We start from the raw sequence: 13,607 nt of genomic DNA, 5'->3' as shown, positions 1-13,607 counted from the left end.
CCTCTTAATTAAATTGTTTTATTTTGTTCTATGATTGACATAAGTTCTGTTCTTAAGTAGTCCTTATCCATCATGTTATCAATTTTTATAACTTTGGCTGTGGAGCTTCTAAGTAGGTCAGCAAAATCTGATGTTGTAATAACGATATCGTAGGCATCGGCATTTACAGAACCTATATCCGAAGCATCCACAGTAGCCTCTATAGATTCTTCTTTAAGTATCTGCTGAGTAAATAATCTAAGCATCATGCTGCTTCCTACTCCGGCACCACAAACTGTTACAATATTTAGCATATTACTTTACCTCCTTTATAATATTTATAATTTCTTCAGATGAGTCTGCATTTAATATACCTTCTATACAGCTTTCATCTTTTAGAATATTTACCAATTCTGTTAGTGCAGCTAAATGTGTCTGATGGTCTATAGCGCATAAACCTATAACAATCCTTACAGGATCATTGGTTTTATGTCCAAAAACCACAGGATTTTTTAAGGTAACAATGCTTATTCCTATGTCCTTAACTCCATTTTCAGGACGGGCATGAGGCATTGCAATTCCTGGGGCTATAACTATGTATGTTCCATGCTCCTCCAAATTATCAAGCATAGCCTGTATATATCTTTCCTCTACTAAATCATTTTTATAAAGAAGAGTTCCGCTTTTAATTATCGCCTCTTCTCTTGTTTTAACATCTGCATTTACTTCTACTAAATTTTCATTTAAAATCTCAATGAGCATTGGCTCTTTTCTCCTCTCTAAGTGCTTTTTTTCATTTTTATAATGGGGCTGTAAGTATTTAGCAAGTTCCTCTGCTAATCCTGTTTCATCAGAAATATTTCCATATTTTTTAATGATATTAATAATCCTTTTTATATTGAATTTAGATGATATGTTATTTAAAACACAGCTTAAATTTGCTATATCCTCTTGAGACAAAATTGGGTTTACCTTAATTATTTCTACCCCCTCTGCCTCTATATCTACTGTAGTTATTATTAAATCCAGTGCTTCCCTTTTAACAAGCTTGTCTATATTTCTTGAAGAAAAAGCTCCTACAATGTTTATCTGAAACCTGTTCGTAAGCTGTGACAGCAGAATCTGAGAAGTACTTGTACCAGTAGTGCAGACTATAGCAGCTGTGGGAATCTTTTTGTTTTCCCTATTCTTTCTTTCCACCGCTGCTGCAAAATACATGGTGAGAAAGGATGCCTCTTCTTCTGTAAAGGATATATTTAATCTGCTTTCAATAAGGTGAAGATTTTTAATAACGCTTTTGTGTATGTGAGAAAACTGTTCCTTTATCTGGGTGAGTATAGGGTTTTCAAAGCTTAACCCGTTTAGAATCCTGTAATAAGCCGGTCTTATATGCATCAAAAGCCCTTGAAAAAGCTCATTGTCTTCTATAAGTTCCACCTGCAGATCCTTTTCCACCGCAAGAATGAATTTTCTAAGGTTAAGCTGCATATATATCCAGTTATGAAAAATGCCGTCCTGATCCTTAGCTCCTTGGGTACTGCTGCTTATAAGCTGTGAAGATAAATAAATCAATTCATCTTTAGGTATGGAGATATTAAACTGTTTATCAAATCTATCCTTTAAACTGCAAAGTGCCTTGTACTCTCTGGAATCTTCTATTATAAGCTGTTCCCAGTGTTCATCAATAAAACATCCCTTCTGCATACGGCTTAAAGCAATAGCAAAGGACAATCTTATATGATAATAAGAAATATCAGAGATTGGAGTTCTAAGCCTTACCTCTAAAAGATCTATAAAATCCTCTAGACTTTGAATACCATCCTTAGAAAGAAGATTGCCAAGTACAATAACAGAGCTTTTTAAGGTATTTCCTTCTTCAAGGAGTATTTTCAAAAGAGCCTTCCTTATGTTTATTTCCTTCCCAACAATACACAATCCCTTATAGGGATATGTTTCAAGGTTTAAAGAAAAGTCCTTCATCCATTCCTTTATATAAGCTATATCCGTTATTACGGTGTTTCTGGATACCTTCAGAATATTTGATATCTCATCAATGGTTGAATAAGTATTCTGAGTAAGTACATATATACTTATCCTGTTTCTTCTCTCCTCAGGAGATAAATAAAGTATCTGATCCTGCTGCAGGAGTCTAAGAATCTCTCTTTTTTCCTCATTGGTACATAAACACCGTAAACCTTTTCCTTTTACCCTTTCTAAAGGTTTCATATCCTGACTTACAAGAAACTCGTCTATGGACTTCAAACTTGAATATATTGTTCTGGTACTTACAGAAAATATTTCAGCCAATTCCTTTACGGATGTAAAAGTATTATGGTTTATTAGGAATAAAAGTATATCTCTTAAACTGATATTCATATCTCTCCTCCTTGATATCATTATAGTCATTCTACAAATTTCTCACAAAACCAATTAATTTCAACATGATATGAAGTAAGTTAGCAAATTATCTTCAACATAGTGTGAAGTGATTTAACAAATCAAAAAGGGCTGTTATTTTTAAATAATAGCCCTTTAAAAATATATTATTTTTTCATTTTTTTCTTAAGTCTTTATAATTCGCCAGCCTGCTATTATTTTTAATATTATATCAAAGCAACATAGCAAGCAAATCCATTGATTATTAAAATAATATTTTATTCTTGTAATTCATAATAAAACTCATAAAAGCTAATTATATGTCGATATATCTGAATATTAAAACTCGTTGCTTCCATCAGATTTTTCTGTCCCCACTTCCAAGTAAAGAGGATAGTTAAACTATATCCTCTCTACTTCTGCCGCAGGTTTTATTGCTAAAGATATGAGATCCTATCCCTCGTCCTATTTATTTTTGCTTATTAAAAGAACTGAAGATTACTGTAATAGCTGGGTACAATACTCCGGCTACAGGCCATATAATCCAACTGTATCTCCAATTATTCGTTATAAAGCTATATGCTAAATATACTGCAACTATAATGGACCAATATACTGTTGAAATAACATTCCCAGCAGATTGCTTTTCTTTTTTTAGTTTGGAATAATCCCCCTCCTGAAGAAGCTTTTCAAAACTTGCCCAAACTATACCGCCACGGATAAAGAAAATAACACCAATCCCTGCAAGTATAATGGTAATGGAAAGCATAATCGTCATGAATACATCGCTTTCGCTGATAATCACACCTCCAAAAAGCGGAAGTAAAGATAATATACACATACAAGTGCCGATGACATTATTTTTTGTATAGGTATCTTTATACTGTGCTTTACGTTCCTTCACCATTCCGCTGACACCATATTCAGTTTCAAAAATTTCTTTTTCTAAATAATCAAAGGAAGCGGTTTTGCTGCCGCTTGAAATAAAAGTCGCTACAGCTATAGATACAAAAATCAGTAAAACAATCATTCCTATTCCACCTGCTGTATTCTCTGACAATCCATATTTCGGAGTTTCACTCATAGCTCCCAAAATCAAAAGGCAGATTGGAGAAATAATACATAAAAATACCGCATAAGCTATTGATTTTGCTGTGACAGCTTTTACATTAAGGAAGTTGAATGCTTCTTCCATAGATACACTTCGAACTTTTGTTGTTTCCACTGTGTAATCAAGGTGTTCTATTTCTTCCAATTCGTCCTTCAGTAAATAATCTGTGCTTACTCCAAATAATTTGGAGAGGCGTACCATCTTATCAAGATCGGGAACAGATTGTGCTCCTTCCCATTTAGAAACGGATTGTCTTGTCACATTCATTTGTTCTGCCAATTCCTCCTGAGACCATCCACTCTTTTTACGAAGTTGAATTAGTTTATCTGCAAAAATCATAAATATTACCTCACTAACATTATTCCGAATTTTATATACTCGGTGTATCTTAAGTATACAAATTTTTCCCGTTGCACACCACCAATTAGCACTATTCAATATGTCAACCAGCAGTTGCAATCTGTTTTTTTAATAAAAAAACCATTTTCCCCACAGAAAAAAGCACCTGCCTATCACCGCTGCATACAGTGAACTGCAAGTGCTTGTAATTTCAGTATTTCGCTATCTGATTTCTCTACTTAAATTTTACCTTTATTTACATACCTCCACCCTTAATATATCACGTTCCTTTGATATAATATCAAGCCATTTTGACTCATTGTATCCCGGGGGTATTATAATTTCCGCAGTTAGCAGGAGGTTGTCTCCATGCTCTTTCTCTATTTCTATTTTTGAAAGTTCTATATTATTGTATCTGAGGTTTTCCTGAATTTTCTCTATCACACCTTCCCGATTTTTCAAGGTTATGCTTATAATTTGCAAAAAAGGTCTCCTTGTGAAAACGGTTTCTTTATGCATGATAACTTGGGTAAGTACAATTAACAAAGTGGTGAGTATACCCATTATGTACATACCTGCCCCTACAGCCATTCCTATACCGGAGGTTGCCCATATCCCTGCAGCGGTGGTTAAGCCGCTTACAGCCTGATTCTTCACAAATATTATCCCTGCCCCAAGGAAGCCGATTCCGCTTACAATCTGAGAAGCAATACGGGAAGCATCAGTGGTGATAGTATCAAAAAAACCATATTTTGATATTATCATTATTAAAGAAGAACCTATGCACACAATAGCATGGGTTCTGATTCCCGCTTCCTTATTTCTGTTTTTTCTTTCATAGCCGATAATACATCCGCAGATACAGGAGATTATAATTCTCAGAAAAAGCTCAGATTGCCATAACAGCTCTTCCATTGTCATTTATATTCCTCCTTGTCGAGATTCATATTAGGATCTCTTTTGAAATTCCTTTGGATTAACTCCTGTAATTTTTTTAAAAACCAAACTGAAGTATCTATAGTCGCTGTATCCTACCTCTTCAGCAACCTGATATATAGGAATAAGCTTATCCTTTAGAAGCTCCAGTGCTTTTCTAATCCTTACCTGAGTGAGAAATTCCACAAAGGTTGTATTTATTTCAGTTTTAAATAATTTTCCTAAATAACTTTCACTTATATGCAGTTCTCCCGCTACATCCTTTAATGAAATGTTTAACTTATAATTATCTGTAACATATTCTATAGCTTTTCTTAAAAAAGCATTAAGATTTTTTACATCAAAGTCTTCCATTAAATCAATATTATTACTGGCTAACTTTGTTCCATAAGCTTCTTTTCTTTCCAAGCTTCTTTTGCTTTCAATATTTTTAATGGTCTTTTTAATAGTCATTTCCATTTCTTCATCATTGATTGGCTTTAATATGTAATTTTGAACCTGAAGTTTTATAGCGTTCTGTGCATATTCAAATTCTCCATAAGCAGATATAACTATAAACTCTGATCCTACTCCCTTTTCCTTTAAAGCTTCAATGAGCTGCAGCCCTGTAAGGCTTGCCATTTTTATATCCGTTATTACAATATCCGGCATTATATCCGGTATTTCCTTAAGAGCAGTCTCCCCATCACCTGCTTGTCCAACTACAACACAGTTCCACTTATCCCAAGGGTTAGTAAGTACTAATTCCTTTCTGAGAAGGCTTGAATCATCAACTATATACACCTTATACAAGCTAATTCCTCCTTATTCCCATTCCCCTTCTATTACAGAATTTATTTTATCCTGAAGCTCCTTAATGCTTTCTTCTGCATCCTCGCCGTTTTGCATTATATTATTAATAACTGTTTCCACAAGAAGCTCCACCTTGGAATTCTGTGATACCGCCATGGAGCTGAAGCTGTTATAGGGATATTCTGCTATATGATTCTTAGAATCAGAATTTTTTATTAAGGGAATGCCTCCCTGCTGCTCACCATTTTTAATTGATATTTTCAAAAGTTCAGTAATAACCCTCCAGATGCTGTCATATTCTTCTTTTGAGTTTTGGCGAAGCATATATAGGTTGCTTCCCTGAAGGGGGAAGGATTTATCCTCATTTATCTTCAAAACCGCCGTACCTATTGGAAAGGAGGCTCTGGTGTTTATTTTATCCATATAATAACTGTTTGCAGCTATTATTGGGATTTCCCTTTTTAAAAAAGGCTCCAGAGATAACACCCCATTTTCTCTGTAAAAAACAAAACTCCCATTAGCATGCCTTTCCTTTATTTTATTTATCATTTCTACCTTATATGGCAGGTTAACGGTAACACTTCTATACTTACTGCTGTTTTCATCGGTGGAGTAGGGTTCTTCATAAACCACTAAATCTGTAAACACCTGACCGGAAGGAAACAAAACCGGATTTTTTTCTGAAAGCTCCATTAATTCCTCAAAGCTTATATTATCTTCAAGCTGTATCCTGCTTTCATCATAAAATATAACCTGAGAATTTCTTATGTATGGCACGCTGTATATATTTCCATTATCCGAAGTATGAGCCATAAATATAGGATCTATGCTGTTTAAGAATCTGATATCAAAATCCTCAAGAAGGTACTCATCCAGCTCCTTGACCAAATCAAGATTCCTTAAGGTATGTAGCTGTTCTGCTCCCATTGATACTATATGATACTGCATATTAACAGACTTTGAGTATATTAGCTTCAATATAGCATGGGAATCGGATAGAGCAAAGCTAGGCTTAATATAATATTCCTCAGAGCCTTTATTAAACTCTTCTATGGCACTCTCCATAAGCTCTTTTTTTCCATTATCTCCGTCTAAGGATACAAGCATAGAGATTTCTTTTTTAATAAAAACCTTTGATTTTCTTTTATATTCCAAATAAAATAAAGAGCTAAAAGCACAAAGTATAAGAAGTATTATCATTATGACTTTATTTCTTTTCTTCATGCTTTATCACCTCTGCTTAACCTTATATCATCCTCTTTCCGGTAAGGAAGTGTAACTGTAATCCTTGTATAATTACCTTTTTCACTTTCCAGATGAATTCCATAGTCCTTACCGTAAATCAGCTTTAACCTTTTTTGAACGTTAATTACTCCAACGCCTTTATATATTTCCGATTCCTCAGAAAAATTATTAACATACTCTATGTATCCATCCTCCAGGCCTACTCCATTGTCATATATTTCGAAAACAACCTTGTTATCAGAGGTTTTAAAGCCCTTAATAATAATGATATTTTCTCCGTTTTTTTCCGCAAAGCCATGGATTATAGAGTTTTCAACGAGAGGCTGAATTATCAGATTAGGTATCCTTGCCTCCATTATATCCTTTTGAATATCCATCTGTACCTGAAAGCTGTCCTCATAGCGTATCTTTTGAAGTTCCAAATAATCCCCTGCAAAATCCATCTCTTCTTTAACAGAAATGAAGGCTTCATTGTAAGTAATGCTCCTTCTCAAAAGATTCCCAAGATAAACTACAAACTTAGATATTTCACTATTTCTGTTTAGCTTTGCCAGCGCCTTGATTTCATTGAGCATATTATAAAGAAAATGAGGATTAATCTGTGCCTGAAGAGCTTTTATTTCTGCTGTTTTTTGAAGGCTGCTTTGTTCAACCACTTTGCTTATAAGGCGGTTTATCTCATCTATCATCCTGTTAAAGCCCCTGGTTAACAGCGACATCTCATAGGTTTGTCTATTATCTTCCTTAAGCCTTAGGTTCATGTCTCCCTGAGCTATCTTTTCCATAGCTTTAACCAGAACATCTACAGGATTATACATCCTTTTAGCAAGGAAATAGGCAGCTGCCATAGATATTAAAGTTACAATAAACATAGCTATACAGGATATAGTGATGATAAGCTTCATAGAAACATAAAAATCCGAAGTATCAATATAAACATAAATTGAATATCCATAGCTTGAAGCGCCAAGAGCAGATTTATAGTGAGCTTTACCCTCATCCTTAATAAGCTCCCAAGTCTCTGACCCCTTTGCCCCCAGCAACTCCTCTGGAAGCACTTTTCCTTCCTGAATAAGTGAGGAGGTGTCTAAAAACACTATATTTTTTTCGCCGGTTAAAACCACATGGCTTTCTATATCCCCTAAGGAAAGCTCTTTAATTAAAGTGCTCCTTAATATATCGATTATGGCATAACCTATTATATTTTCTCTGTCATCTTGAATTGCTCGTCCAAGACTAAGGCTTATATTTTTTCCTGAAGCCGTATTTAAAACATTAGGAAAAAGAACCATAGAATCTTTATTTCTTCGGATTAAATGAAATATACCCCATTCTTTGTACACAGTGCTGTCATATATATTAATAGATTCTGTACTTCCTAAAGTCTTTGAAGAATCAGCATCTATAACCCTTATCTGAATCTTCCCTTCTCTTCCTGTCATTAAAGAACTTAAGATACTTTCTCCTTCAGCAGAAGAATTTCCCTCTTGATTAATCAAAGCCTCCTTAATGAAAGGGTTGTGAGCTATATTATCCAGAACATTTTCATATTCCTCCAGGCTTTGATCCAGCTTTACCTGTGATTCCTTAAGAGTATTTTCAAGGTTTATTTCATAGCTCTCTACTGACATAGCATAATTTATATAAAGTATTATCATTATACAGAGGGCCAGGGGTATAATCGCTATTAATAAGAAGGCTGTAAAGAGTCTTTGAAAATAAAATCTTCCTATTTCTGATTTTCTCCGAAGTAGCATGGATCTTTCTCCTTAAATGTGCTTATGCAAACATTTTTTTAAGTAATTTTAATTGTTCTTTTAATTCCTCAAAAGTTATTTTTACATGAGGCTCATATTCAAGAACTATGTCGGCATTTGGCGTATTCTCTTTATATTTTACAACAAATTCTTTATAGTCAAAAGTCCCTTCTAAAAAACTGTTGTGCAGATCCTTTTCTCCGTTATTATTATGAAAATGATACGCTTTTACCTTACTTCCGTGGTTCTTAAGAAAATCATCTAAATTTAATCCGTTCATATTAGCATGTCCAATATCTATTATGGATTTAGCCTCAGGAAGTCTTTCAAATAACTCTGAATACTCCTCATTAGTGTATAGAGGTATCTTTCCCTTAGGTATTGGAAGGTTTTCTATAAGCATATTTACTCCGTAATCTTCAGCCATCTTCATAAGGGTTTTTATATTCTTATAGCTTATTTCCTGAACTGCCTTCCTATCTTCTTCACTGTAGAATTTTTGAGTGTAGTGGAAAACTATATGATTCACCTTATGCTTTTTTGCAAGAGCAAATACCCTGTCATAGCTTTCTATCATCCAGTTATATTCTTCAGTTCCTTCAGGATAAGTGGCTTCAACCCCAATATAAGGACCGTGAAATGTAACTGGACAGCTTATATTATCTAATACCTTTAAAAGCCTTTCCCAATATGCTTCATTGTGGGTGAAGGCAATTAATTCTACACCCACATCCTCCATGGCTTCATTATTAATCCATTCTGCCAGCTCCTCCATCTTAGACATGCCCATAAGCAGTGAACTAACATAAAACTTCATTTAATCATCTCCTATTTGATTTCTGATGGATATCCTATAGAATTAGTTGTTTCACTATCAAAAAAGTGCAGCTTATTTACCTTTACATTCCAGTAAACCTTAGCATTACGGCTGAAATCTCCTTCAGACATTATGGATATAACCTCATCCTCATGAATATTAAAATAGAAACCTATACGATTTCCGTAATCCTCTATGTATTTTATCTCTACAGGCAATGAATATTCTCCCGGTGTAGCGCTTAAAACCACATCCTCCGGTCTTATACCCATTTTCAGTTTCTTTGAGCCAGAGTTATTTATATGCTTTAACCATATCTCAGGAAGCTTTATTCGGTTGTCCCCGATGATAAGTTCATTTCCCTCTATATTTACAGGAATTATATTCATAGAAGGAGAACCTATAAAGGTTGCAACGAAAATGTTTGAAGGTCTGTGATATACGTTATGAGGAGTATCAAGCATCTGAAGATCTCCCTGATTCATAAGAGCAATTCTGTCCCCTATAGTCATTGCTTCCACCTGGTCGTGAGTTACATATATGAAGGTTTGCTTGTACATTTCGTGTATTTTTACAAGCTCCTTTCTGGCATGTCCTCTAAGCTGGGCATCAAGGTTTGATAATGGCTCATCTAAAAGGAAAAAGTCTCCTCTTTTAACCAAAGCTCTTGCCAGAGCAACCCTCTGCCTCTGACCTCCGGAAAGTTCTCTGGGGTACCTTCCCTCCAGACCTTCTAAGTTTAAGATTCTAACAGCCTCATCTACCCTTTCCTTTATTACCTCTTTTTTCTCTTTATTTATCTTTAAACCATAGCCTATGTTTTCCGTAATAGTCATGTGAGGGAATAAAGCATAGTTTTGGAAAACCATAGCTATACTTCTGTCACCGCTGTCAATGTCATTAGCTCTTTCCCCGTTTAAATATAAATCTCCTGAGGTTATAGTTTCAAGACCGCTTATCATCCTTAATATAGTAGATTTGCCGCAGCCGGATTGTCCAAGGAGGATCATTCTTTCTCCTTTTTTAATATTAAGATTTAAATTGTTTATAACCTTAGTTTTTCCAAAGCTTTTGCTTACATTTTCAAATTTTATACTATACATTAGTTTAACCCCCTTATTATCTAACCCTTGATGCCTGACTGTGCAAAGGTATTAATTATGTATTTTTGGCAGAATGCATATATAGTAAGAGGCAGAATCATGGTTAAAACCGATATAGCCATAGCTACAGGGATATCAGTACCGCCCTCTGAACTTACAAACATCTGAAGTGCTAAAGATAGAGTGTAGTTATCTGTACTTTTTAGGATAAGTGCAGGCCATACATATTCATTCCATGAATTAATAAAGAAAATAATACCTATAGATAATATCGCAGGCTTGATAATAGGCACTACAATACTTCTTAATATTTTAAAATGTGAGGTTTTTTCTAGCTTTGCCACTTCTAAAAGGGACTTTGGTATTCCTCTCATATGCTGTCTTAAAAGAAATATTCCCGTAGCATCTGCAAGCTGAGGAAGAGCAACCCCTAATATGTTATCTCTAAGCCCCACTTCAGCTATAGTGATAAAGTTAGGAATCATAGTAACGGTAAAAGGTATAAACATGGTACTTATAAGAATAAAATACATGATTTTCTTGCCTTTGAATTCAAAAAAGGCAAAGCTGTAAGCAGCAAACACTCCTGTTATAAGCTTAAATACCGTAACTATAGTAGCTATGATGAAGGTGTTTAATGTGATCTTCACCAAAGGTATCTTTTCCAGCACATTTTTATAAGCATCTAAAGTAAACTCCTTGGGTATTACAGATAAAGTATTGCTAAAGGCATCACTTAAGGTTTTAAAAGATGTACCAATGGCATATATAATGGGATAAAGAGATAATGCTACAATAACCATAAAAATTAAGTGATAAATAAATTCATGTCTATTAGTTTTCATAGTATATACCCCTTTCAACATATTTGAATTCTAGAAATAAAAGTATAAGGAAGATGAGCATAGCCATAATGGAAAGGGCAGAAGCTCTTCCGGTGCTATAATAGGTAAATGCTTCCTCGTAGACTCCATAAATTATGTTGGAGCTTTGATGATTTGGACCACCTTGGGTAAGAACCTTTGTAGGTGTAAATACATACTGCATACCTTGAACTACACTTATTATAAGTACATATATAGCTGTTGATGATGTCAAAGGCATTACTATCTTTGAAAATATTTTTCTCTTTGGTGTCTTTTCTAATCTTGCAGCTTCAATAAGCTCAGGAGATACAGAGCTCATTCCGGAAAGGAGCACCAAAAAGTTATATCCAAAGGCTTTAAGCACCGCCACAAGGCTGATAACCAAAATAACTAGACCTGCAGTTTTAGACCATGAGGGCATGGTAATTCCAAAGCCTCTAAGTATTGTACCTATAGGTCCTGATATAGGGTTAAAAATAAACTGCAGTGATATAGCTCCTACCACCAAAGAAATCAAGCTTGGAATAAAGAGCAGTGTTTTATATATTCCCTTTCCTTTATTCATCACAAAGGTATTGATATATGCAAGAATATAAGGAAGGACAAAGTTTAAGCATATAAGTATAGCTACAAAGATTAAAGTATTCCAAAGCAGCTGATAAGTAAGAGGAGAGGTCAGCAAATCTATATAATTTTTAAGACCAACCTGCTGCTTATTAGGTGACACCATGTTCCATTTAAAAAAGCTTAAGTAAAAGGTATAAATGAGTGGCCAGAACATAAACACCACAAAGGCTGCAGTTGCAGGGAGTATAAAGCTCCAGCCTAAAATAGCTTCTCTTTTTTCCTGTTTAAATCTTTTGTGCTTCATCAGGAATTATTCTCCTTTCTACATGAAAAGGCAGGTAAACCTGCCCTTTCTTTATTTTTATTATTGTAATTATTGTTCTTTAAGCAATTTATTAAGCTGATCCTGGGCAGAGGTTAAAGCATCTTTAACGGAAACGCTGCCATCTAAAATCTTATCTCTGGTATCTGCAAAGAGCTGTTCTGCCTGAGTTCCTACATCTCCTGGGAAGGCAACCCATGAATAAATACCGCTCATTTCCTTAAAGGCTATTCCCATAAGCTGATTTTCTTCTATATAAGTTTTAAGACCATTAGGATCATTAGCTACATCTTCTCTTGGTGGAAGATATCCTGTATTTTTTGACCATTTAGCTAACCATTCAGGCTGCATTATGAATTTAATGAACTCCCAAGCAGCCTTCTGCTCTTCTTCCTTTTGTGCCATTATTGGAAGGAAGTTACCACCTGCAGGGATTCTTCTTTCTTGACCATCAAATAAAGGGAATTCTGCTCCTCTTAAGTCAAACTTAGCTGCTGTTGAAACTGTTCCGATCTTTGCACTGCTTCCGCAAAGCATACCAACTTTACCGTTTATGAAGGCTTGTATACCTTCATCTGCAGTTATGTGAAGAGCACTCTTATCTTTAAGTACCATGTCTGCTAAAAGCTGATAAGCTTCTACTCCTTTATCAGATGCAAAAGCGGCCTTTCCGTCTTTAGAAAGTATTTCAGCTCCATTACCTTCAAGTAATCCCTGAACAGCCCAGTTATCTGCATATTCCTGCATGTAGAAACCATATTCACCTGTCTTTTCAGTAATCTGCTTAGCTGCAGCTCTTACTTCATTCCAGGTTTTTGGAGGATTGTCAGGATCTAAGCCTGCTTTTTTGAAAAGCTCAGCATTGTAGTAGATTATTGGAGTACTTATGGAGAAAGGTATACCTATCTGCTTATCATCTACTCTTGCAAGACTTAAAATATTATCTAAATATGTATTTTTCAAATAGTCCTTGTCCTCTGGGAAATACTTATTAACTATTTCTTCAGGACTTGTATAATTAAAGTTTGCTGCAAAGTACTTTAAATAGTTGTAGCCTATCATTACGATAGATGGTGAATTCCCTGATGCCACTTCTGCCTGAAGATTCTGCATTAATCCGGGATACATGTCAGGATTATAAACTTCCTTAACAACTATCTTATCTTGAGATTTATTAAAGGCATCTACCATTTCAGTGATTACTGGAGCACCGAAATTTTCTGAGTATACATGCCAGAAGGTGATCTCAACAGGCTTATCGGAGCTTGCTCCAACATTTCCCTGTTGTTTTCCGCAACCTGTTAAAGCAGTGATAAAAATAGCAAAAACAGTTACCAATGATAAAACCTTGAATGTTTTTCTCTTCATAAATCATCCACCTCTTATTAATTCAATTA

Annotated in this window: 12 protein-coding genes; all 12 read right to left on the bottom strand. The window is 34.9% G+C overall.

Annotated features, from left to right (window positions below; genetic code table 11):
• Positions 1 to 8: 8 nt before the first annotated feature.
• A complete protein-coding gene (locus tag TA89_RS16710; RefSeq protein ID WP_040215030.1) occupies positions 9 to 293 on the bottom strand; it encodes a PTS sugar transporter subunit IIB in 285 nt (94 codons plus the stop codon).
• A 1-nt stretch (position 294) separates the two neighbouring features.
• Positions 295 to 2,355, bottom strand: coding sequence for a BglG family transcription antiterminator (locus tag TA89_RS16705; RefSeq protein ID WP_052447584.1), 2,061 nt, complete (start codon positions 2,353 to 2,355; stop codon positions 295 to 297).
• 469 nt (positions 2,356 to 2,824) lie between these two features.
• Positions 2,825 to 3,805 carry a helix-turn-helix domain-containing protein gene (locus TA89_RS16700; RefSeq protein ID WP_040215028.1) on the bottom strand — a complete coding sequence of 327 codons (981 nt, stop codon included), beginning with the start codon at positions 3,803 to 3,805 and terminating at the stop codon, positions 2,825 to 2,827.
• Positions 3,806 to 4,057: 252 nt separating this feature from the next.
• Positions 4,058 to 4,726, bottom strand: coding sequence for an MgtC/SapB family protein (locus TA89_RS16695; protein ID WP_040215025.1), 669 nt, complete (start codon positions 4,724 to 4,726; stop codon positions 4,058 to 4,060).
• Positions 4,727 to 4,753: 27 nt separating this feature from the next.
• Positions 4,754 to 5,524 (bottom strand): response regulator transcription factor, encoded by a 771-nt coding sequence (locus TA89_RS16690; protein ID WP_242850179.1) that lies wholly within the window; start codon positions 5,522 to 5,524, stop codon positions 4,754 to 4,756.
• 21 nt (positions 5,525 to 5,545) lie between these two features.
• Positions 5,546 to 6,757 (bottom strand): type 2 periplasmic-binding domain-containing protein, encoded by a 1,212-nt coding sequence (locus tag TA89_RS16685; protein ID WP_040215020.1) that lies wholly within the window; start codon positions 6,755 to 6,757, stop codon positions 5,546 to 5,548.
• Positions 6,754 to 8,535, bottom strand: a complete 1,782-nt coding sequence (locus TA89_RS16680) for a sensor histidine kinase (RefSeq protein WP_040215018.1) — start codon at positions 8,533 to 8,535, stop codon at positions 6,754 to 6,756. The genes TA89_RS16685 and TA89_RS16680 overlap by 4 nt, the downstream gene beginning before the upstream one ends.
• Before the next feature lie 22 nt (positions 8,536 to 8,557).
• A complete protein-coding gene (locus TA89_RS16675; RefSeq protein ID WP_040215016.1) occupies positions 8,558 to 9,352 on the bottom strand; it encodes a sugar phosphate isomerase/epimerase family protein in 795 nt (264 codons plus the stop codon).
• 11 nt (positions 9,353 to 9,363) lie between these two features.
• On the bottom strand, positions 9,364 to 10,455 hold the full coding sequence (locus TA89_RS16670) for an ABC transporter ATP-binding protein (protein ID WP_040215014.1): 1,092 nt from the start codon (positions 10,453 to 10,455) through the stop codon (positions 9,364 to 9,366).
• A gap of 20 nt (positions 10,456 to 10,475) precedes the next feature.
• Complete coding sequence (locus tag TA89_RS16665; RefSeq protein WP_040215012.1) at positions 10,476 to 11,300, bottom strand: carbohydrate ABC transporter permease; 825 nt, start codon at positions 11,298 to 11,300, stop codon at positions 10,476 to 10,478.
• Positions 11,290 to 12,192, bottom strand: coding sequence for a carbohydrate ABC transporter permease (locus tag TA89_RS16660; protein ID WP_040215010.1), 903 nt, complete (start codon positions 12,190 to 12,192; stop codon positions 11,290 to 11,292). The genes TA89_RS16665 and TA89_RS16660 overlap by 11 nt, the downstream gene beginning before the upstream one ends.
• Before the next feature lie 69 nt (positions 12,193 to 12,261).
• On the bottom strand, positions 12,262 to 13,578 hold the full coding sequence (locus TA89_RS16655) for an ABC transporter substrate-binding protein (RefSeq protein ID WP_040215009.1): 1,317 nt from the start codon (positions 13,576 to 13,578) through the stop codon (positions 12,262 to 12,264).
• Between the last annotated feature and the right edge of the window lie 29 nt (positions 13,579 to 13,607).

Source organism: Clostridium polynesiense (assembly GCF_000820705.1).
Taxonomy (GTDB): Bacteria; Bacillota; Clostridia; order Clostridiales; family Clostridiaceae; genus Clostridium_AA; species Clostridium_AA polynesiense.
This window is presented reverse-complemented; position numbering and strand designations above follow the sequence as displayed.

Coding starts and splice junctions, on each gene's coding strand:
- TA89_RS16710 (WP_040215030.1), bottom strand. CDS start 293: ATGCTAAATATTGTAACAGTTTGTGGTGCCGGAGTAGGAAGCAGCATG.
- TA89_RS16705 (WP_052447584.1), bottom strand. CDS start 2,355: ATGAATATCAGTTTAAGAGATATACTTTTATTCCTAATAAACCATAAT.
- TA89_RS16700 (WP_040215028.1), bottom strand. CDS start 3,805: ATGATTTTTGCAGATAAACTAATTCAACTTCGTAAAAAGAGTGGATGG.
- TA89_RS16695 (WP_040215025.1), bottom strand. CDS start 4,726: ATGACAATGGAAGAGCTGTTATGGCAATCTGAGCTTTTTCTGAGAATT.
- TA89_RS16685 (WP_040215020.1), bottom strand. CDS start 6,757: ATGAAGAAAAGAAATAAAGTCATAATGATAATACTTCTTATACTTTGT.
- TA89_RS16680 (WP_040215018.1), bottom strand. CDS start 8,535: ATGCTACTTCGGAGAAAATCAGAAATAGGAAGATTTTATTTTCAAAGA.
- TA89_RS16675 (WP_040215016.1), bottom strand. CDS start 9,352: ATGAAGTTTTATGTTAGTTCACTGCTTATGGGCATGTCTAAGATGGAG.
- TA89_RS16670 (WP_040215014.1), bottom strand. CDS start 10,455: ATGTATAGTATAAAATTTGAAAATGTAAGCAAAAGCTTTGGAAAAACT.
- TA89_RS16665 (WP_040215012.1), bottom strand. CDS start 11,300: ATGAAAACTAATAGACATGAATTTATTTATCACTTAATTTTTATGGTT.
- TA89_RS16660 (WP_040215010.1), bottom strand. CDS start 12,192: ATGAAGCACAAAAGATTTAAACAGGAAAAAAGAGAAGCTATTTTAGGC.
- TA89_RS16655 (WP_040215009.1), bottom strand. CDS start 13,578: ATGAAGAGAAAAACATTCAAGGTTTTATCATTGGTAACTGTTTTTGCT.